This window comes from Ferrimonas futtsuensis DSM 18154, assembly GCF_000422645.1.
GTDB classification, from domain to species: domain Bacteria; phylum Pseudomonadota; class Gammaproteobacteria; order Enterobacterales; family Shewanellaceae; genus Ferrimonas; species Ferrimonas futtsuensis.
The window spans coordinates 263601-281278 of record NZ_AUGL01000002.1; the positions used below are offsets into that span (position 1 = coordinate 263601).

At 60.7% G+C, this 17678-nt stretch carries 16 protein-coding genes; 10 read left to right on the forward strand and 6 right to left on the reverse strand.

What is annotated here, in order from left to right; genetic code table 11:
* Nucleotides 1-36 precede the first annotated feature (36 nt).
* Complete coding sequence (locus G505_RS0103165) at nucleotides 37-498, forward strand: outer membrane lipoprotein (protein ID WP_028108263.1); 462 nt, start codon at nucleotides 37-39, stop codon at nucleotides 496-498.
* 53 nt (nucleotides 499-551) lie between these two features.
* Here G505_RS0103165 and cydC read toward each other — a convergent pair whose 3' ends face one another.
* The 4 genes from cydC to ald all read right to left on the reverse strand — a co-directional run bounded on the left by cydC (nucleotide 552) and on the right by ald (nucleotide 6132).
* Nucleotides 552-2207, reverse strand: a complete 1656-nt coding sequence (gene cydC, locus G505_RS20440; RefSeq protein WP_035385016.1) for a heme ABC transporter ATP-binding protein/permease CydC — start codon at nucleotides 2205-2207, stop codon at nucleotides 552-554.
* The gene (cydD, locus tag G505_RS20445) at nucleotides 2200-3891 is read right to left on the reverse strand and encodes a heme ABC transporter permease/ATP-binding protein CydD (protein WP_035385017.1); all 1692 of its coding nucleotides are present in this window, start codon (nucleotides 3889-3891) and stop codon (nucleotides 2200-2202) included. Before cydD ends, cydC begins: the two co-directional genes overlap by 8 nt.
* A gap of 70 nt (nucleotides 3892-3961) precedes the next feature.
* On the reverse strand, nucleotides 3962-4912 hold the full coding sequence (gene trxB / locus G505_RS0103180) for a thioredoxin-disulfide reductase (RefSeq protein WP_028108264.1): 951 nt from the start codon (nucleotides 4910-4912) through the stop codon (nucleotides 3962-3964).
* A gap of 101 nt (nucleotides 4913-5013) precedes the next feature.
* Nucleotides 5014-6132 carry an alanine dehydrogenase gene (gene ald / locus G505_RS0103185; protein ID WP_028108265.1) on the reverse strand — a complete coding sequence of 373 codons (1119 nt, stop codon included), beginning with the start codon at nucleotides 6130-6132 and terminating at the stop codon, nucleotides 5014-5016.
* Nucleotides 6133-6316: 184 nt separating this feature from the next.
* Between ald and lrp the strand changes: the two genes are divergently transcribed.
* The 6 genes from lrp to serS all read left to right on the forward strand — a co-directional run bounded on the left by lrp (nucleotide 6317) and on the right by serS (nucleotide 13258).
* Entirely contained in the window at nucleotides 6317-6823 is a 507-nt protein-coding gene (gene lrp / locus G505_RS0103190; RefSeq protein ID WP_028108266.1) for a leucine-responsive transcriptional regulator Lrp, read from the forward strand.
* 116 nt (nucleotides 6824-6939) lie between these two features.
* Nucleotides 6940-9597 carry a DNA translocase FtsK gene (locus G505_RS0103195; protein ID WP_425402168.1) on the forward strand — a complete coding sequence of 886 codons (2658 nt, stop codon included), beginning with the start codon at nucleotides 6940-6942 and terminating at the stop codon, nucleotides 9595-9597.
* A gap of 68 nt (nucleotides 9598-9665) precedes the next feature.
* Nucleotides 9666-10265: an outer membrane lipoprotein periplasmic chaperone LolA gene (gene lolA, locus G505_RS0103200; RefSeq protein WP_028108268.1), complete on the forward strand. Its 600-nt coding sequence runs from the start codon at nucleotides 9666-9668 to the stop codon at nucleotides 10263-10265.
* A complete protein-coding gene (locus G505_RS0103205; RefSeq protein ID WP_028108269.1) occupies nucleotides 10262-11590 on the forward strand; it encodes a replication-associated recombination protein A in 1329 nt (442 codons plus the stop codon). Before lolA ends, G505_RS0103205 begins: the two co-directional genes overlap by 4 nt.
* A complete protein-coding gene (gene crcB / locus G505_RS0103210; protein WP_028108270.1) occupies nucleotides 11583-11957 on the forward strand; it encodes a fluoride efflux transporter CrcB in 375 nt (124 codons plus the stop codon). Before G505_RS0103205 ends, crcB begins: the two co-directional genes overlap by 8 nt.
* A gap of 11 nt (nucleotides 11958-11968) precedes the next feature.
* Nucleotides 11969-13258, forward strand: coding sequence for a serine--tRNA ligase (gene serS / locus G505_RS0103215; protein ID WP_028108271.1), 1290 nt, complete (start codon nucleotides 11969-11971; stop codon nucleotides 13256-13258).
* Between the two features lie 55 nt (nucleotides 13259-13313).
* On the opposite strand, the gene G505_RS0103220 is transcribed toward serS, so the two are convergent.
* The gene (locus tag G505_RS0103220; RefSeq protein WP_028108272.1) at nucleotides 13314-13505 is read right to left on the reverse strand and encodes a hypothetical protein; all 192 of its coding nucleotides are present in this window, start codon (nucleotides 13503-13505) and stop codon (nucleotides 13314-13316) included.
* 153 nt (nucleotides 13506-13658) lie between these two features.
* Entirely contained in the window at nucleotides 13659-15776 is a 2118-nt protein-coding gene (locus tag G505_RS0103225) for a TonB-dependent receptor (RefSeq protein WP_028108273.1), read from the reverse strand.
* 306 nt (nucleotides 15777-16082) lie between these two features.
* Between G505_RS0103225 and G505_RS0103235 the strand changes: the two genes are divergently transcribed.
* From G505_RS0103235 to G505_RS0103245, 3 genes are read left to right on the forward strand one after another with little or no spacing between them, the layout of a single operon-like run.
* Nucleotides 16083-16379 carry a hypothetical protein gene (locus G505_RS0103235; protein WP_028108274.1) on the forward strand — a complete coding sequence of 99 codons (297 nt, stop codon included), beginning with the start codon at nucleotides 16083-16085 and terminating at the stop codon, nucleotides 16377-16379.
* Nucleotides 16380-16415: 36 nt separating this feature from the next.
* Nucleotides 16416-16976, forward strand: a complete 561-nt coding sequence (locus G505_RS0103240; protein WP_028108275.1) for a ZrgA family zinc uptake protein — start codon at nucleotides 16416-16418, stop codon at nucleotides 16974-16976.
* A gap of 8 nt (nucleotides 16977-16984) precedes the next feature.
* Nucleotides 16985-17674, forward strand: a complete 690-nt coding sequence (locus G505_RS0103245) for an ABC transporter ATP-binding protein (protein ID WP_028108276.1) — start codon at nucleotides 16985-16987, stop codon at nucleotides 17672-17674.
* Nucleotides 17675-17678 lie beyond the last annotated feature (4 nt).

Sequence of the window (17678 nt, forward strand, 5' to 3'; positions counted from 1 at the left end):
TGTCTTATTAAAGTTAGCGAAAAAACCATGCAGGTGATACGAGGATTGTTGGTGCTGATGCTTCTCGGCACCTCCCTGGCCCATGCCCAGGTGTATAATCGCAACCAGGCGGTGCCGGTGCAGAAGGTGGATTATGCCACAGTGGAATCGGTGCGCCAGGTGGAACAACAGGAGCTTATCGAAGATCGCAACCGGGGTTGGAAAACCTTTGGTGGTGCCCTTATCGGCGGCCTGATCGGCAACCAGTTCGGTGATGGCTCCGGGCGGGATGTGGCCACAGTGGTTGGCGCCCTGTTGGGGGCCAACATGGCGCATAACCGCAATCCAGGCTATCAGGTACGTCAGGTTCGCCTGGTGGAGCTGATTGTGGTCACCGAGGAGGGGGAGCGCCTCATGGTGCTGCAGGACAGGGACCCGGCGATGCTGTTTGCCCCCGGGGATGAGGTGAGGCTGGTGTTCCTCTCCAATGACAATGTCCGGGTCGACAAGGCGATGTAGCGCCACCGTGATGCCGAAGCAGAAAAGGGCGCCTTGTGGCGCCCTTTTGCGTGTTAGTGACCGCTGACAATCCGGCCCTGTTCCATCTGAAGTACCCGGTCCATCCTTTCCAGGCCGGCGCTCTTATGGGTGACATAGAGGACGGTTCGCCCGCCTTGGAGCAGACCGCTGAGAACCTGTCGCTCGGTGTCATCGTCCAGCCCCTCTGTGGGCTCATCCATCAGCAGCACCGAGCCAGGGTGGAGCAGGGCACGGGCCAGGCCGATGCGGCGGGCTTCGCCGCCGGAGAGCTGCCGCCCTCCCTCTCCCAGCCAGAGTGCCAGCCCCTCCTTCTCCAGCAGGCCCTTGAGGCCCACCGCCTCCAGAACCTCTTCCAGCTCTGCCTCCTTGGCGCCGGGCCTGGCCAGAAGCAGGTTCTCCTCCAGGGTGCCGCTGAACACATGGACCCGCTGTTCCACCAGGCAGACCTGTTGCCGCAGCGTGGCTTCGCTGAGCTCCTGCCAGGGGATTGAGCCCAGGGTCAGGCTACCGGAAGTTGGCTGCCACTCCCGGCTCAGCAGGTTCAGCAGGGAGGACTTGCCACAACCTGTTTTGCCCACCAGGGCCACCTTCTCGCCGGGGGCCAGAGTCAGGCTGACCTGCTCCAGGGCGGCAAGGGGGCTGCCTGGGTAGGCAAAGCTGATGTCATTGAGCTGGATCGGGGCATCCTGCCAGCTGGCCTGGCCAAAGGTGAGGGATGAGCGCTGCTCCAGTACCGGTTTCAGTCGTCCGGCGGCATTGATGGTGTGGCTCAGGTGCTGGAAGGCGCCGGCCACAGGCACCAGGGCTTCGAAGCTGGCCAGGGTGACAAAGGCCACCAGGGCCAGCAGCGGCCCGGGCGGGGAAAGAGTGCCAATCTGATCGGCGGACAGATAGAGCATCAGTACCAGGGCCCAGCCGTTGAGCAGCTGCAGCAGGGCCTGAGAGGCGGCGGTGACCCGGGTCAGTTGGCGCTGGGACTGCAGCAGCTCAGATTCGGCTTTGCGGATCTGGCCCCGCTGGGCCAGGGTGCCGCCGTAGACCGCCAGTTCGGTCTGGGCGGCGATGAAGTCCACCAGCTGCTGGCGCAGGGTGCGGGTGCTTTCCCCCAACTGCCGTCCGGGGGCGCGGCCCAGACGATAGAAGATCAGCGGCAGGATCACCAGCAGGCTCAGCAGAATGGCCACCAGCACCGCCGCCAGGGCCGGATCAAACAGGGCCACCAGGGCGCCTACGGCGGCGATGGCCACCATGGCCGCCACCAGAGGGGAGATCAGCCTCAGGTAGAGGTGGTCCAGGGTGTCCACATCCGCCACCATCCGGTTCAGCAGATCGCCGTCGCGCAGATCGCCCCTGTCCCCCGGGGTCAGAGGTGCCAGGGCGCGGAAGAAGCGGTCGCGCAGATCGGTGAGCAGACGGAAGGTGGCATCATGGCTGACCACCCGTTCGGCCCAGCGGGCTGCGGTGCGCAGGATGGAGAGGCCGCGCACCCCGCCGCTGGGGTACATGTAGTTGAACTGGCCGCGGGTTGCCACCACCAGGCCGGCGCTGGCCGACGCCGCCAGGAACCAGCCGGACAGGGAGAGCAGTCCGATGCTGGCACACAGGGTGATAATCGCCAGCAAAATACCCAGGCTCATCATTCGCCAATGGGGGCGGAACAGGCTCAGGAAGGGTTTCAGATCATTCATGGCCGGCCTCCCTGGGCTGAATCTCCAATACCAGGTCCAGCTCCTCCAGCGCCTGACGGCGGTGGCTGACCAGGACCACACTTCGTTGTTGCCAGTGGTGTCTCAGGCCGTCCATCACCAGGGTTTCACTCTTGTGATCCAGGCTGGCGGTGGGCTCATCCAGCAGCAGCAGGGGGGCATCTTTCAGCAGGGCCCGCGCCAGGGCCAGCCGCTGCGCCTGGCCGACCGACAGTCCGCTGTTGCGGTCCCCGACTCTGTGTGCCAGCCCGTCCGGGAACAGGGCCAGGGCCTCATCCAGGTGGGCCAGCGCACAGGCCTGGACCAGCTGTTTCTCGGTGATCTGGGGGTTACCCAGAAGCAGGTTGTCCCGGACACTGCCGTGAATCAGGGCGGGGTTCTGACCCAGCCAGCTGTAGTGTTCCATCCAGTGGTCCCGTGCCAGCTCTGCGACTTCACAACCATTGACTTTGAGGCTGCCCTGGTAGGGCATCAGGCCCATGAGTGCCTTGAGGATGGAGCTTTTGCCAGCACCGGAGGGACCTACCAGGCCGAGCTTCTGCCCGGGCTCCAGCCGGAAGCTGACCGGCCGAGTCAGTGGGGTACCATCGGGGGCGGTGACCACCAGTTGGTCGGCTTCCAGGGTGATCTGCTGTTGCTGACTGAGGGTGTGCCCGCCGGAAGCCTGGGGTTCAGGTTGCTCCAGAAACTCGACGATGGACTCGGCGGCGCCCAGGGCCTGGGCCTTGGCGTGGTAGAAGGCGCCAAGATCTCGCAAGGGCTGATAGAACTCTGGGGCCAGCAGCAGTACCAGGAAGCCGGTAAACAGGGTGATGCCGGCGCCATAGTGGCCGAAATCCAGATGGCCCAGATAGCTGAAACCAAAGTAGACCGCGATCAGGGCGATGGAGATGGCGGCGAAGAACTCCAGCACCGCCGAGGAGAGGAAGGCCATGCGCAGCACCTCCATGGTGCGCTCACGGAACTCCTCTGAGGCCTGGTTCAGGGAGCGGGCCTGGGCGTCGGCGGCGGCAAACTGGCGGATGGTGCTGATGCCACGGAGACGGTCGAGGAAGGTGCCGGAGAGGCGGGCCAGCGCCTGGAAGTTGCGTTTGTTGGCGTCGGCGGCGCCCATGCCGATGATCGCCATAAAGAGGATGGTCAGTGGGGCGGTGCCCAGCAGGATCAGCCCGGCAATCCAGTTGATGGGGAACAGCAGCACCAGGATCATCAGCGGGATCATCCCTGCCAGCATCATCTGGGGCAGATACCTGGCGAAGAAGTCCTGCATCTGCTCCGTCTGCTCCAGCAGCATGGTGGTCCAGGCCCCCTGGGCTCTCTGAGCCGTGTAGGCGGGCCCCAGACGGTCCATCTTGTCCAGGACGGTGCTGCGGGTATTCTGGCGCACCAGGGCGCCAATGTTGAAGCTGAAGCGCTCACGCCCGGCCAGGGCCAGGGATTTGAGCGCGATGAGCGCGGCCAGCATCAGAAACGGCTGGGTCAGCTGCTCCTTGGCCACCTCGAGGATGATGAGTCGGTGTAGCAGGTCCGCCAGGACCCACGCCTGGCCGATGATCGCCAGACCGGCAAGCAGGCCGCACCCCAGGGTGAGCATCAGCCACAGGCGGGCCGGCTTGGCAGCGCCGCGGAGCCAGGAGGTCAGGTGGCGCTGAAGGGCTTTATCCATAACAACTGTCTTTCAAAGGCGAAAAGGGGGAGTCTGCGCTCCCCCTTAATTCTTGTTAATAACTGGACGTTTACTGGGCGTCCAGGAAACGCTCGGCGTCCAGGGCGGCCATACAACCGCTGCCGGCCGAGGTGATCGCCTGGCGGTAGTTGTGGTCCATCACGTCGCCGGCGGCAAATACACCGGCCACTGAGGTGGCGGTGGCGTTGCCTTCGAGGCCGCTCTGAACCAGGATGTAGCCATCCTTCATCGCCAGCTGACCTTCGAAAATCTGGGTATTGGGCTGGTGACCGATGGCGATAAAGGCGCCGTCCACGGTCAGCTCCTCGGTGGCATCGGACTGGGTGTCCTTGATGCGAACCCCGGTAACACCCATGTCGTCACCCAGGACTTCGTCCAGGGTGCGGTCGGTGTGCAGCACGATGTTGCCGTTCTCCACCTTGTCCATCAGGCGTTTCACCAGGATCTTTTCGGCGCGGAAGCTGTCGCGGCGGTGGATCAGGTGCACTTCGCTGGCAATGTTGGAGAGGTAGAGTGCCTCCTCCACTGCGGTGTTGCCACCGCCGACCACGGCCACAGGTTTGTTGCGGTAGAAGAAGCCGTCACAGGTGGCACAGGCGGACACGCCGCGCCCCTTAAACGCCTCTTCGGAGTCCAGGCCCAAGTACTTGGCGCTGGCGCCGGTGGAGATGATCAGGGCATCACAGGTGTACTCGCCGCTGTCGCCCTTGAGGCGGAAGGGGCGGGTCTTCAGATCCACTTCATTGATGTGGTCGAACAGGATCTCGGTTTCAAACCGTTCCGCGTGTTCCTGCATCCGCTGCATCAGACCGGGGCCGGTCAACCCTTGGGGATCACCGGGCCAGTTCTCCACCTCTGTGGTGGTGGTCAGCTGGCCGCCCTGTTGCATGCCGGTGATCAGTACCGGGTTAAGGTTGGCGCGGGCTGCGTACACCGCTGCGGTGTAGCCGGCGGGGCCGGAACCAAGGATCAGAAGGCCACAGTGTTTTGCCTGGGTCATTAGAGTCTCCATCCATAAGCATATGCCCGGATTCTATGGGCCGGGGGCACAAAAGAAAAGGGGGCCATTGCCCCCTTTTTTCGATTGCACTGTCAGGTTTTTTATCCAACCAGCAGGGAGCGGGGCTCGACGAACTCGAAGTTCAGGGCCTCGGCGACCTCTTCACAGGTGATTTTGCCGTCCATCACGTTCAGGCCGTTCAGCAGGTGCTTGTCGTCCAGCAGAGCCTGCTTATAACCCTTCTCCGCCAGGGCCACGATGTAGGGCAGGGTGGCGTTGTTCAGGGCGAAGGTAGAGGTGCGCGGTACGGCGCCGGGCATGTTGGCCACACAGTAGTGCACCACGTCGTCGACGATGTAGACAGGGTCCTGGTGAGTGGTGGGCTTGGAGGTTTCCACACAACCGCCCTGGTCGATGGCGACGTCTACGATGGCAGCGCCGGGCTTCATTCTGCTGATGTGCTCGCGGGTCACCAGCTTGGGAGCGGCGGCGCCGGGGATCAGTACGCCGCCAATCACCAGGTCCGCTTCCAGAACGTGCTTCTCCAGGGCTTCGGCGGTGGAGTAGATCACCTTGGCGCGGTTCTCGAACTGATTGTTGAGATCACGCAGTACGTTGACGTTGCGATCCAGGATGGTCACATCGGCGCCCAGGCCGACCGCCATCAGGGCTGCGTTGCGGCCAACCATGCCGCCACCGATGACCACCACTTTGGCAGGTTCTACGCCGGGTACGCCACCCAGCAGCATGCCGCGGCCCTGGTGGGATTTTTCCAGTGCCTGGGCACCGGCCTGGATGGACATGCGACCGGCCACTTCAGACATGGGGGCCAGCAGAGGCAGGCCGCCTTTATCATCGGTCACGGTTTCATAGGCGATGCAGATGGCGCCGCTCTTAACCAGGTCCTCGGTCTGAGGCAGGTCGGGGGCCAGGTGCAGGTAGGTGAACAGGATCTGGCCGGGGCGCAGCATGGCACGTTCGACTGCCTGAGGCTCTTTTACCTTTACAATCATCTCCGCCTGGGCGAAGACCTGCTCTGCGGTGCCGAGGATCTCGGCGCCGGCGTTGATGTAGTCCTGATCGTCAAAACCAATACCGCTGCCTGCCTGGGTTTGCACCAGTACCTGATGGCCGCGACGGGTCAGTTCCCGCACGCTGGCTGGCACCATGCCAACACGGTACTCGTGATTCTTAATCTCCTTTGGCACACCGATGATCATATTGTCCCCTTTTGTATTTTCTATTGATCCACAGGCGTAAGTATTGAAAAACTACCCCTGAATATGATTTTTTCGTGGCTATCGGGTGCGAATCAGTATATTATTCAGTCGGAAGTTTTTCTTCCGATATATTTGGGCATTATTAGGATAAAATCCCAACCAAGAAGGGAAAAGGAAGCACAAAATGGCATATAATAAGAAAAAGCCACTCAAAGAGTTGGACAGAATCGACCGCAACATCCTTAATGAACTGCAGAAGGATGGCCGCATCTCCAACGTTGAACTGTCCAAGCGCGTAGGCTTGAGCCCCACTCCCTGTCTGGAGCGGGTGAAGCGCCTCGAGCGTCAGGGTTTCATTCAGGGCTACACCGCACTGGTTAACCCCCACTACCTGGGCGCCTCTTTGCTGGTTTATGTGGAGATCACCCTCAATCGTGACTCCCCGGACGTGTTTGATAAGTTCAATCACTCCGTTATGGCTCTGGAAGACATCCAGGAGTGCCACCTGGTATCCGGCGATTTCGACTACCTGCTGAAAACCCGCGTAAGTGACATGTCCGCTTACCGTCAGCTGCTGTCCGACACGCTGCTGAAGCTCCCCGGTGTGAAAGACACCCGCACCTATGTGGTGATGGAGGAGGTCAAGCAGACCAGCCGGGTTCAGATCAGCCAGACCAGCGTCCCAGCCTGATCCTCGGGAAACCCCCAGCCAACAGTGCCTCCAGCGGAGGCATTGTTGCGTTTAGGCCCAAGAAAGCCCCGCCAATAACTGTATAGATAACCATGCATCCGCCGCCATTGTCTGATATGGTAGGCTTCTCTATTGAATCTGCGAGAAAAAAGGGTCACGCCTTGAGTGAGCAAGAGACTGCGCCACGCACTCTAAACGGCATTCAGCGATTACTGGAACTGGGGTTGATTCTCTGTTGTGCCCTGGCTCTCTACCTCCTTGCCGCCCTGGGAAGCTTCCATCCGGCGGATCCGGGCTGGAGCCAAACCGCCTGGGACGGGCAGGTGCACAATACCATGGGACGGGTCGGCGCCTGGCTGGCAGACCTGCTGTATTTCGCTTTTGGCATCAGTGCCTGGGCCATTCCGGTGCTGACTGCAGGCATAGGCTGGCTGATGTTCCGTCGCAGCTACCACCTTGTTGAGATTGACTACTTCTCCGTGGCCCTGCGCATCGTCGGCCTGCTGCTGATGTTGCTTGGCTTCGCCACCCTGGCCTCCATCAATGCCGATGACATCTACTACTTCTCCGCTGGCGGGGTGATTGGTGATGTGATTCGCGATGCCATGCTGCCCTATTTCAACCTGATGGGCACCACCTTGCTGCTGCTCTGTTTCATCGGTGCGGGTTTCACCCTGTTCACCGGCCTGAGCTGGGTGACTGTGGTGGAGGCGGTGGGTGCCGGTGTTATCAAGGCGCTGCTGTGGCTCTGGGCCCTGCCGGGCAGGATGCTCAACCGTGACAAAGGGGCGCCGACGCCGCCCGAGGACGACATTCTGTCCCTGGCCAAAAAGCACAAAGAGCCCGCCTTTGGCGGTGCCACTCCAGCCTACGCTACTTCAGCCGTCTCGGCGGACCTGGACCGAGAAGCGGAGAGTGAGGATGAGCCCACCGACTGGCTCGATCGGGTGCCTTTCCTCTACCGTTTCCGTTGGTTCAACCGTTTCGTAGCCTGGTATGACGAGCGTCGTTACGGGCCGGAAGAGGCGCAGGATGAGCCGCCGCAGTTGTCCTCCAGGGCTGAGCCCCAGGTGGACACCGAAAGTCTGTTCGGCGCCCGGACCGAGCCCATGATGGGCGGCGAGCCTCAGCAATCGGAGCCAGTTATGCCAGCCCTAGCCCAGGGATTGGCGCCGGAAGCAGCAGAGACCGGCATTGTCCCTAAGGCAACCAAACCGAGAAAGGCCGCAAAACCCAAGGGTGAGCCAACCCTGCCCGTAGCTGCACAAGCACAGGCAGAGGCCCAGACCCTGATGCCCACTTTGGAGCTGCTGGACAGGCCCAACAAGAGTAAGAACCCCATCAGCCGGGACGAGCTGGATCAAATTGCCCGTCTGGTGGAGCTGAAGCTGGCGGATTTCAGCATCTCTGCCCAGGTGGTGGATGTGCATCCCGGCCCGGTGATCACTCGGTTTGAACTGGACCTGGCCCCCGGGGTCAAAGTCTCCAAGATCACCAACCTGGCCAAGGACCTGGCTCGGGCCTTGTCTGCGGTCAGCGTACGGGTGGTGGAGGTGATCCCCGGCAAGTCGGTGATTGGCCTGGAACTGCCCAACAAGCACCGGGAGATCGTCTATCTTCGCGATGTGTTGGGCAGCGACAAGTTCGAGCAGTCCAAATCCAACCTGGCCATGGTGCTGGGGCAGGACATCGCCGGTTATCCGGTGACCGTGGATCTGGCCAAGATGCCCCACCTGCTGGTGGCCGGTACCACGGGCTCGGGTAAATCGGTGGGGGTCAACGTGATGATCCTCAGCTTGCTGTACAAGTCCACCCCGGAAGAGGTGCGGCTGATCATGATCGACCCCAAGATGCTGGAGCTGTCGGTCTACGAAGGGATTCCTCACCTGTTGTGTGAGGTGGTCACCGACATGAAGGAGGCCTCCAACGCCCTGCGCTGGTGCGTGGGCGAGATGGAGCGCCGCTACAAGCTGATGTCCGCCCTGGGCGTGCGCAACCTCAAGGGGTTCAACGCCAAGGTGCAGCAGGCCAGAGACGCCGGTGAGCCGCTGACCGATCCCCTGTGGAGCGCAACGGACTCCATGGATGTTCAGCCCCCTGAGCTTGAGAAGCTGCCCTCCATTGTGGTGGTGGTGGATGAGTTTGCCGACATGATGATGATCGTCGGCAAGAAGGTGGAGGAGCTGATCGCCCGTATCGCCCAGAAGGCCCGGGCCGCAGGCATCCATCTGATTCTGGCGACTCAGCGTCCGTCGGTGGATGTGATTACCGGCCTGATCAAGGCCAACATCCCCACCCGTATCGCCTTCCAGGTCTCCAGTCGGGTGGATTCCCGCACCATCCTGGATCAACAGGGTGCGGAGCAACTGCTGGGGCAGGGTGACATGCTTTACCTGCCGCCCGGTACCGGGGTGCCGATGCGGGTCCACGGCGCGTTCGTGGATGACCATGAGGTGCACCGGGTGGTGGCCGACTGGCGTGCCCGCGGTGAGCCGAATTATATCGAGGAGATTCTCGCCGGCGAGAGCGGCGGGGAACAGGTGCTGCTCCCGGGAGAGAGCGGAGACGCAGAGGGTGAGAAGGACCCTCTTTACGATGAGGCGGTGGCTTTTGTCATCGAGTCCCGTCGGGCCTCCATCTCCAGTGTTCAGCGTAAGCTGAAGATCGGCTACAACCGGGCGGCGCGCCTGGTCGAGGAGATGGAGCAGAGTGGGCTGGTGAGCCCTCCGGGCCACAATGGCAACCGTGAGGTGCTGGTGCCCGCCAGAGATTAGACACGATGCCCGGGGAGAGGCGATGGCGCAACGCTCTCCAGCATGGGCATCCCCTCCAGAGAGGAATTATGAAAAGACTGTTTTTGGCAGTGGCCTTGCTGCCTGCTCTGGCTCATGCCGGGGCCGAAGAGAACCTGAAACAGAAGCTGGCACAGCTGGAAAGCTTCCAGGCGGGTTTCAGTCAGCAGGTATTCGACGACCAGGGTGAGCTGATCCAGGAGGGCGAAGGCCGTCTGGCGGTGAGCTCCCCCGACCGCTTCCGTTGGCAACTGACCGCACCCGAGGAGAGTCTGGTGGTGGCCGATGGCAGTGCCGTCTGGGTATACGACCCGCTGATGGAGGCGGTGTCCGTCTATCGTCAGGATGACGCCATCGCCCAGACGCCGCTGACCATACTGACCCGTACCGATGACGAGGCCTGGAGCCAGTATCGCTTCAGTCAGAATGAGCAGTGCTTCGACGCCGAGCCCATCAGCGAAGAGAGCCACATTCGCCGCATGTCCGTCTGCTTCCAGGGTGACAGCATTGCCTCTCTGGCGATGCTGGACAGCCAGGCGGTGCGCAGTGAATTTACCCTGTCCGATTTCAGCTCTGATGCTGTGGCCGCGGACCAGTTCCAGTTTACGGCGCCAGAGGGCACCGAGATCGACGATCAGCGCGGCCAATGAGCAGCCTGAGCCTGGACTTTAGCCCGGACTTTCGTCCTCTGGCGGCGCGAATGCGCCCGGAGAAACTGGAACACTATATCGGCCAGGAGCACCTGTTTGCCCCCGGCAAACCGTTGCGCCAGGCACTGGAAGCGGGCCGAGCCCACTCCATGATCCTCTGGGGGCCACCAGGTACCGGCAAGACCACCCTGGCAGAGCTGGTCGCCAGCTACTCCAACGCCCACGTAGAGCGGATCTCCGCAGTGACTTCCGGGGTCAAGGAGATTCGTGAGGCGATCGCCAAGGCCAAGGAGGTGGCTCAGGCCCAGGGACGGCGCACCCTGCTGTTTGTGGACGAGGTCCACAGGTTCAACAAGAGCCAGCAAGATGCGTTTTTGCCCTTCATCGAAGATGGCACGGTGATCTTCATCGGCGCCACCACGGAAAATCCCTCTTTCGAAGTGAACAGCGCGTTGCTCTCCCGGGCCAGGGTCTATGTGATCAGAAAGCTGGGCGCCGAAGCAATCACGCGCATTCTCAGCGATGCCCTGACCGACGCTGACAGGGGGCTGGGCAAGCTCAAGCTCACCATGGCCGATGAGGTGCTGACCGCCCTGGCCACCCTGGTGGACGGAGACGCCCGCCGCGCCCTGAATCTGCTGGAGTTGATGGCGGACATGAGTGAGGACGGCCTCCTCACCCAGGAGATGCTGATCCAGGTTGCCGGAGAACCGGTGGCCCGGTTCGACAACAAGGGCGATCAGTTCTATGACCTGATCTCCGCTGTGCACAAGTCGGTGCGCGGCTCCAACCCGGATGCGGCCCTCTACTGGTACTGCCGTATCCTCGAGGGGGGCGGCGATCCCCTGTATGTGGCCCGGCGCTGCCTGGCCATCGCCTCCGAAGATGTGGGCAACGCCGATCCCAGAGCCATGGAGGTGGCCCTGAACGCCTGGGACTGTTTCCACCGGGTCGGTCCGGCGGAAGGGGAGCGGGCCATCGCCCAGGCCCTGGTGTATCTGGCGGCGGCGCCCAAGAGCAATGCGGTCTACACCGCCTTCAAGGCTGCACGGCTGCGGGCTCGGGAGACCGGCCACCTGGAGGTGCCGGTGCACCTGCGCAATGCCCCCACCAAGCTGATGAAGGAGCTCGGGCACGGCGCCGAGTACCGCTACGCCCATGATGAGCCCGGTGCCTACGCTGCCGGTGAGGTCTATCTGCCGCCGGAGCTGGAACAGGAGAAGTTCTACCAGCCTGCTGATAGAGGCCTGGAGAGGAAGATCAAAGAGAAACTCAATCAGTTGGCGGAAATGGATCGCCAAAGTGGGAACAAACGCTATGAATAACCTTATTGCAGTGGCCCTGGGGGGCGCGGTGGGAGCGAGCGCACGTTATGGCACCTCAATTCTTGCCTTAAAGCTATTCGGAACTGGCTTTCCCTTTGGTACACTGATCGTCAATTGCATAGGTTCTCTGATTATGGGGGCGCTCTACGCCTGGGGCGATGTCTCTAATCTGTCCCCGACCCTGAAAGCGTTTATTGGTGTTGGCATGCTGGGTGCGTTGACCACCTTCTCCACCTTCTCCAATGAAACCGTCCTGCTGTTGCAGGAGGGGTACTGGATCAAAGCCATGTTGAATGTATTGCTGAACGTAGGCCTCTGTCTTGCGATGGTGTTCTGCGGTCAGCAGTTGGTTTATGCACGACTCTAAATAGAAGCGATATGTTAGACAGCAAATACCTAAGAGCCGACCTCGAGCAAACTGCCGAGCGTCTGGCTACCCGAGGCTACATCCTGGATGTGGCGCGTTTGACCAAACTGGACGAACAGCGTAAAGCGCTGCAGGTCGAAACTCAGGAACTGCAAGCTGAACGTAACAGTCGCTCGAAGTCGATTGGTAAGGCTAAGGCCAATGGCGAAGACATCGCCCCGCTGCTGGCGGAAGTGGCCAGCCTCGGCGATAAGCTGACCGAGACCAAGGCGGCCCAGGACAAGTTGCTGGCCGAATGGGACGACATCGTTGCCGGCATCCCCAACCTGCCGGATGCTTCCTGCCCCATCGGCGCCGATGAGGAGGAGAACGTTGAAGTCAGCTCTTGGGGAGAGCCCCGCAGCTTCGACTTCGAGGTCAAGGACCACGTGGACCTGGGTGAAGGTGTGGATGGCCTGGATTTTGCCTCCGCCGCCAAGCTGTCCGGCTCCCGTTTCATCGTGATGAAGGGCCAGGTGGCCCGCATGCATCGCGCCCTGGCCCAGTACATGCTGGATACCCATACCACAGAGCACGGCTACACCGAGATGTATGTGCCCTACCTGGTGAACCCGGACAGCCTGCGCGGTACCGGTCAGCTGCCCAAGTTTGGTGAGGACCTGTTCCACACCGAGCAGCTGGAGGAGGATACCGATCGTCGTTTGAGCCTGATCCCCACCGCCGAGGTGCCCCTGACCAATATGGCTCGCGATGAGATCATCGATGCCAAGGCGCTGCCGGTGAAGATGACCGCTCACACCCCCTGTTTCCGCAGTGAAGCCGGTGCCTCCGGCCGTGATACCCGCGGTCTGATTCGTCAGCACCAGTTTGACAAGGTGGAGCTGGTTCAGCTGGCCAAGCCTTCCGAGTCCATGGCGGCTCTGGAGCAGTTGACCGGTCACGCCGAGAAGATCCTGCAGAACCTGAACCTGCCCTACCGTAAGGTGGTGCTGTGTACCGGCGACATGGGCTTTGGTTCCACCAAGACCTATGATTTGGAAGTGTGGGTGCCCAGCCAGGCCAAGTACCGTGAGATCTCCTCCTGCTCCAACATGGGCGACTTCCAGGCCCGCCGTATGAAGGCACGCTGGCGTAACCCTGAAACCGGCAAGCCTGAGCTGCTGCACACCCTGAACGGTTCCGGCCTGGCGGTAGGTCGCACCCTGGTGGCGATTTTGGAGAACTGTCAGCAGGCCGATGGCCGCATCGAGATCCCAGAAGTGCTGCGCCCCTACATGGGTGGCCTGACCCACATCGGGTAATCGAAAGCGTCCGCATTTTTGCAGAAGCCCGGCCTTGAGCCGGGCTTTTTTGCGTTTAAGGCTTAGGGCTTTCCTTGTTTTCCAGCTGTTTTAGCCGTTGCCTCAGGGCAACCACTTCGCTCAGCAAGGCGGAGAACACCAGCACCATGATGGAGATGATGGAGAGTTCGCCGCTGGAGTAACTGTCGTAGCGCATTACCGTATAGACCACGGCGGTCAACAACAGGACCAGGGTGGAGATCAGCATGGCCAGGCCTCTCCTGTGCAGGGGGATACTCTGATAATAGACGCCTATCGAGCAGATAGCATAGATTCACCAGTGAGTTACAGCTTTTGCAGAGGCAAAGAGAAAGAGGCGCACAAGCGCCTCTGATTGAAGAGGTTAGTCCGCGAAGGGCGCTTAGAAGCGTATCTTGGCACCCAGATTCAGCGTGGTGCCCAGCCCCTTGGTGTTGTAGCCACCATAGGTGTACGCTTGCGAGGTGGCGGGGTAGTAATCCTCGTTGAACAGATTCTCGATGCCAGCAAACAGCTCCCAGTTGCCCAGCTGGTAGCGGCTGCTCAGGTTGAACAGATCGTAGCTGTCGATGGGACCCTGATCGCCTACGTACTTGCCATCGACGGGGTCGAATCTGTCGCGGCTGCCCACATGCAGGTAGGTCAGTGACAATTTGGCGTTGTCCACTGGTCGCCAGTCCAGGAAGGCGGTCAGCTTGGGCGCGGAAATCTGCCTGGCCCCCAGGTAGACATCCTTGTCGGTGTCCTTGCCCTCAACCCAGCTGTAGGTGGCCCCCAAAGACAGACTGTCGTCGACGGCGTAGTCCAGGCTGGCTTCATACCCCCAGATCTTCTGCGGGGCGCGCACGGGCATGTAGACGCCGGTGTTGGGATCGAATGTGTTGGAGGTGCCCAACTCCGAGGTGCTGCGGTAGGCGGCCAGGCTGAACATCAGGTCGTCAAACTGGCTGCTGAAACCCACCTCGTAGTTGTCGATGATGGACGCTTCGGTGCGAATATCGCTGATGTCGGTCACGGTGGCGGTGCGCAGCAGCCGGCCAATGTCGGAGATGTCGGCGCCCTGAGAGTAGTTGGCAAAGGGGGAGAAGCGTTCGTCGGCCATGTACCTCAGGCCGACGTTGTAGGTGGTGGCCCGGTATTCCAGCTTGCCTCCGGTGACATCCATGGGAATGGAGCAGACGTCGGCGCTGCGGCACAATTTCAGGGTCTGATAGTCGTTTACGTCCAGATCAATGCTCTCTTTGCGTACCCCTGCCTTTAACACCCAGTCATCGGCGATGATCCACTTGGTCTGGAGGAAGAACGCCAGGTTGCTCATGTCCATCTCAGGTACCCAGATCCGGCCATCGACCAGAGGCTGGGAGGTGACATCATTGAGCAGGTCAGCGCCGTAGATAAAGGTGCCCTCTATCTGGTCCCACTCAAGCTGGCTGTTGAATGTGGCTCTGAAGCCTCGTTTTTCTGATTTGATGTAGGACTGCCCACCGGCGTAACCCTCATCGGGGTTGGCGAGGACCGGAGAGTAGAAGAAGACGTTCTCAATTTTCTGCCAGTAGCCATCCAGAGTCATGTCGGTATTGCTGAACACCTCAAAATCTTGGTACTGAAGCATGGCGTTATGATTACCCCGGGGTCCCTGGGGTTCACCTGGATTGGGTTCGCCAGAGGTGTTCTTAATTGCGTAGGTTTTTATGCCAGCATTGATATCGCCAACGACATCAACCAGATCGGCGTCCATCTGGGATTCATAGTAGTTGTAGGTCAGCTGAAGGGACTTGTCGTCGTCAAACTGGTAGGCGAGTTTGGTGAAGTAGTTTTGGGCCACGCTTTCCGATATGCCGTACTTGGTGCCGATGATGTCGCCTTCAGCGTCGCGCTGTACGCCATTTTCCTCTCTCACCGCCGACAGCACGTAGCTGAACTGATTCACCGACCCGTTCAGTCCTCCCTCCAGTCGGTGTCCCTGACTGTCTTCCAGTTTCACCAGACTGGCTCGGCTGGAGAGACCCAGTTCCACCTGATGTTCCTTGCCTGGCTTTTTGGTGATGTAGTTGATGATGCCCCCTGCCGCGCCGTTGCCGTAGATTGAGGTTGCTCCCTTGATCACTTCGATCCTCTCGATCACCGAGGGGTCCAATGTCCGCACCCCCAGGGCGCCGTTGCGCAGGGGCGTGGATTGGGGCACGCCGTCAATCATCACTAGTGCGGCTCGGCCTCGCAGAGTCTGGCCAGAGTTACTGCTGCTGCCGGTGGAGGGCGCCATTCCGGGCACCCGAATGGCCAGCATATTCTGAAGTTCTGAGCTGACCTGCAGATCATCTTGAAGCTGTTCTGCGGTCACAATGGTGATGGAGGCGGGGACTTCGTCAATGCTTTCGATGATCCTGCTGCCGGTCACCACAATCCGTTCGATATTCTCGCTGTCCGGCACACTGGCATTGGCCAGAGCGAGGGTGGGAAGCGCCAGGGTTACGCAGAGGGATAGGTAGGATTTGTGCATGGGTTACAACCTTAAACAATGGCTAAAAACCGCGCCATATTACTCACAAATCCTTCAAATGCAAATGAGAATGATCACGATTCGCAACAATGCAAATCCACATAAAGAGTAAGAGAAAAGCAATTTAGAACAGACTGTTACTCGAATAGAGGAGGGGGGGCTCACGCCTCTTCGGCGGGAGGGAGCGCGCAGTAGTCGGATCTGGCCATCTGTCTCCTCCGGTTACAACTCTTTGCTGTTGCTGAACTTCCATGGATGGTATAGATCTCTTTTAATGCCTTTTTTTCCCAAGCGCCCTGAGCCTCTATGTCCATGACCGCCCCATCGCTGCGGGCCTTAGCCCTGGTTGTTATGATCTGGACAGCCAATCTGTCGATGTTGGCCTGCCAGGGGCTGAAGGAGGCGCTGCACCACCACGAGGCTGGTGTGCCCTGTGTTCACGCCCTGCTGATAGACCACTGGTTCCAGGCGACCGGCCTGTCCGCAGTCACCTGGCCGGCTTCGCCTCCGTTTCTGAACAGGGCGTTGCCGCATTCCCGCCCCCTGGCTCAGCCTGCGATCCAGTACAGAGGCAACCGTGACCCACCCCTCGCTCTGTCGTGAACCCACCCTTATTCGATTTACAGACGGAGTTTCTCTATGGGAACCAAATCAAAACTGGGTCAGGCCGCCCTGTTGATTGGCTCAGTTCATATGCCGGTCAGTGCTATGGCGTCGGACCATCAAGGTCATCATCACCACGAATTTCAGGCGCATCAGGCCCACCGGCATGGGGAGGGCTTGCTGACTCTGGTCCAGGACCAGAATCTGGTGCAGATCAGCCTGGAGGTGGACACTCATTCCCTCTGGGGTTTTGAACATGCCCCGGCCGATGAAGCGCAGTGGGCACAGGTAGAACAGGTGCTGACTCGACTGGAGCAGGGGCATGCTCTGTTCAGTTTGAATGATCAGGCTCAATGTCGCCCCGACGGCGTCAACCTGAACCGGCCTGAAGGGCTGGACCGTCCTTCGGCGAGTGGTCATATGGCCCTGGAAGCAGACTGGCAGTGGCGCTGTGAGAACCCCTCTGCGCTGAACCAGCTTGGGGTGACGCTGTTTGCCCAATTTCCCGATCTGCACTCGCTGACCGTTCAGCGACTGACCGCTCAGGGCAGTGGTGGTGGCCAGCTCGACCGCCAGCACACCACCCTCAGCTGGTAGGGGGCACGATGACTCAACTGGCGATAGAGGGGCTCAGTTACCGCTGGCCTGGCTCCGGAAGAGAGCTCAGAGTGGATGAGCTTGCACTGAAAACGGGAGAGAGGGTGTTGTTGCAGGGGCCGTCAGGCAGCGGCAAGTCCACCCTGCTCAACCTGATCAGTGGTGTGCTGTCTGGCTATGGGGGCGGACTCAAGCTGGAGGGGGCAGAGCTTTCGGCCCTGTCAGCGGTGGGGCGTGATCGCCTGCGGGCGGAGTCCATGGGGATCATCTTTCAGCAGTTCAATCTGCTTCCCTATCTGAATGTGGAAGAGAACGTGCTGATGCCACTGAAGTTTTCTAAAGAACGCCGACGCAGAGCCGGCAATCCCGCTCGGGAGGCCAGTCGCCTGCTGACCGCCATGGAGCTGGATCAGAGTCTGCATCGTCAGCCGGTAACTCAGTTGTCCGTTGGGCAGCAGCAGCGGGTGGCGGTGGCCAGGGCACTGATTGGTGCTCCCGGGCTGATTCTGGCGGATGAACCGACCTCCGCCCTGGATCCCAAGGCCAGGGACAGCTTCCTGTCATTGCTGACGCAGCAGTGCGCCCAGTCAGGCTCTGCCCTGTTGCTGGTCAGTCATGATCCGGCGCTGGCCCAGGTGGTGGAGCGGGGTTATCGGCTCGAGGTCACTCCCCAGGGTACCGAGGTGCTGCCATGTTAAGCCT

Bases quoted from the DNA above. Each gene is read 5' to 3' on its own strand.
- cydC (WP_035385016.1), bottom strand. From the start codon at position 2,207: ATGAATGATCTGAAACCCTTCCTGAGCCTGTTCCGCCCCCATTGGCGA.
- cydD (WP_035385017.1), bottom strand. From the start codon at position 3,891: ATGGATAAAGCCCTTCAGCGCCACCTGACCTCCTGGCTCCGCGGCGCT.
- trxB (WP_028108264.1), bottom strand. From the start codon at position 4,912: ATGACCCAGGCAAAACACTGTGGCCTTCTGATCCTTGGTTCCGGCCCC.
- ald (WP_028108265.1), bottom strand. From the start codon at position 6,132: ATGATCATCGGTGTGCCAAAGGAGATTAAGAATCACGAGTACCGTGTT.
- lrp (WP_028108266.1), top strand. From the start codon at position 6,317: ATGGCATATAATAAGAAAAAGCCACTCAAAGAGTTGGACAGAATCGAC.
- G505_RS0103195 (WP_425402168.1), top strand. From the start codon at position 6,940: ATGGTAGGCTTCTCTATTGAATCTGCGAGAAAAAAGGGTCACGCCTTG.
- lolA (WP_028108268.1), top strand. From the start codon at position 9,666: ATGAAAAGACTGTTTTTGGCAGTGGCCTTGCTGCCTGCTCTGGCTCAT.
- G505_RS0103205 (WP_028108269.1), top strand. From the start codon at position 10,262: ATGAGCAGCCTGAGCCTGGACTTTAGCCCGGACTTTCGTCCTCTGGCG.
- crcB (WP_028108270.1), top strand. From the start codon at position 11,583: ATGAATAACCTTATTGCAGTGGCCCTGGGGGGCGCGGTGGGAGCGAGC.
- serS (WP_028108271.1), top strand. From the start codon at position 11,969: ATGTTAGACAGCAAATACCTAAGAGCCGACCTCGAGCAAACTGCCGAG.
- G505_RS0103220 (WP_028108272.1), bottom strand. From the start codon at position 13,505: ATGCTGATCTCCACCCTGGTCCTGTTGTTGACCGCCGTGGTCTATACG.
- G505_RS0103225 (WP_028108273.1), bottom strand. From the start codon at position 15,776: ATGCACAAATCCTACCTATCCCTCTGCGTAACCCTGGCGCTTCCCACC.
- G505_RS0103235 (WP_028108274.1), top strand. From the start codon at position 16,083: ATGTCCATGACCGCCCCATCGCTGCGGGCCTTAGCCCTGGTTGTTATG.
- G505_RS0103240 (WP_028108275.1), top strand. From the start codon at position 16,416: ATGGGAACCAAATCAAAACTGGGTCAGGCCGCCCTGTTGATTGGCTCA.
- G505_RS0103245 (WP_028108276.1), top strand. From the start codon at position 16,985: ATGACTCAACTGGCGATAGAGGGGCTCAGTTACCGCTGGCCTGGCTCC.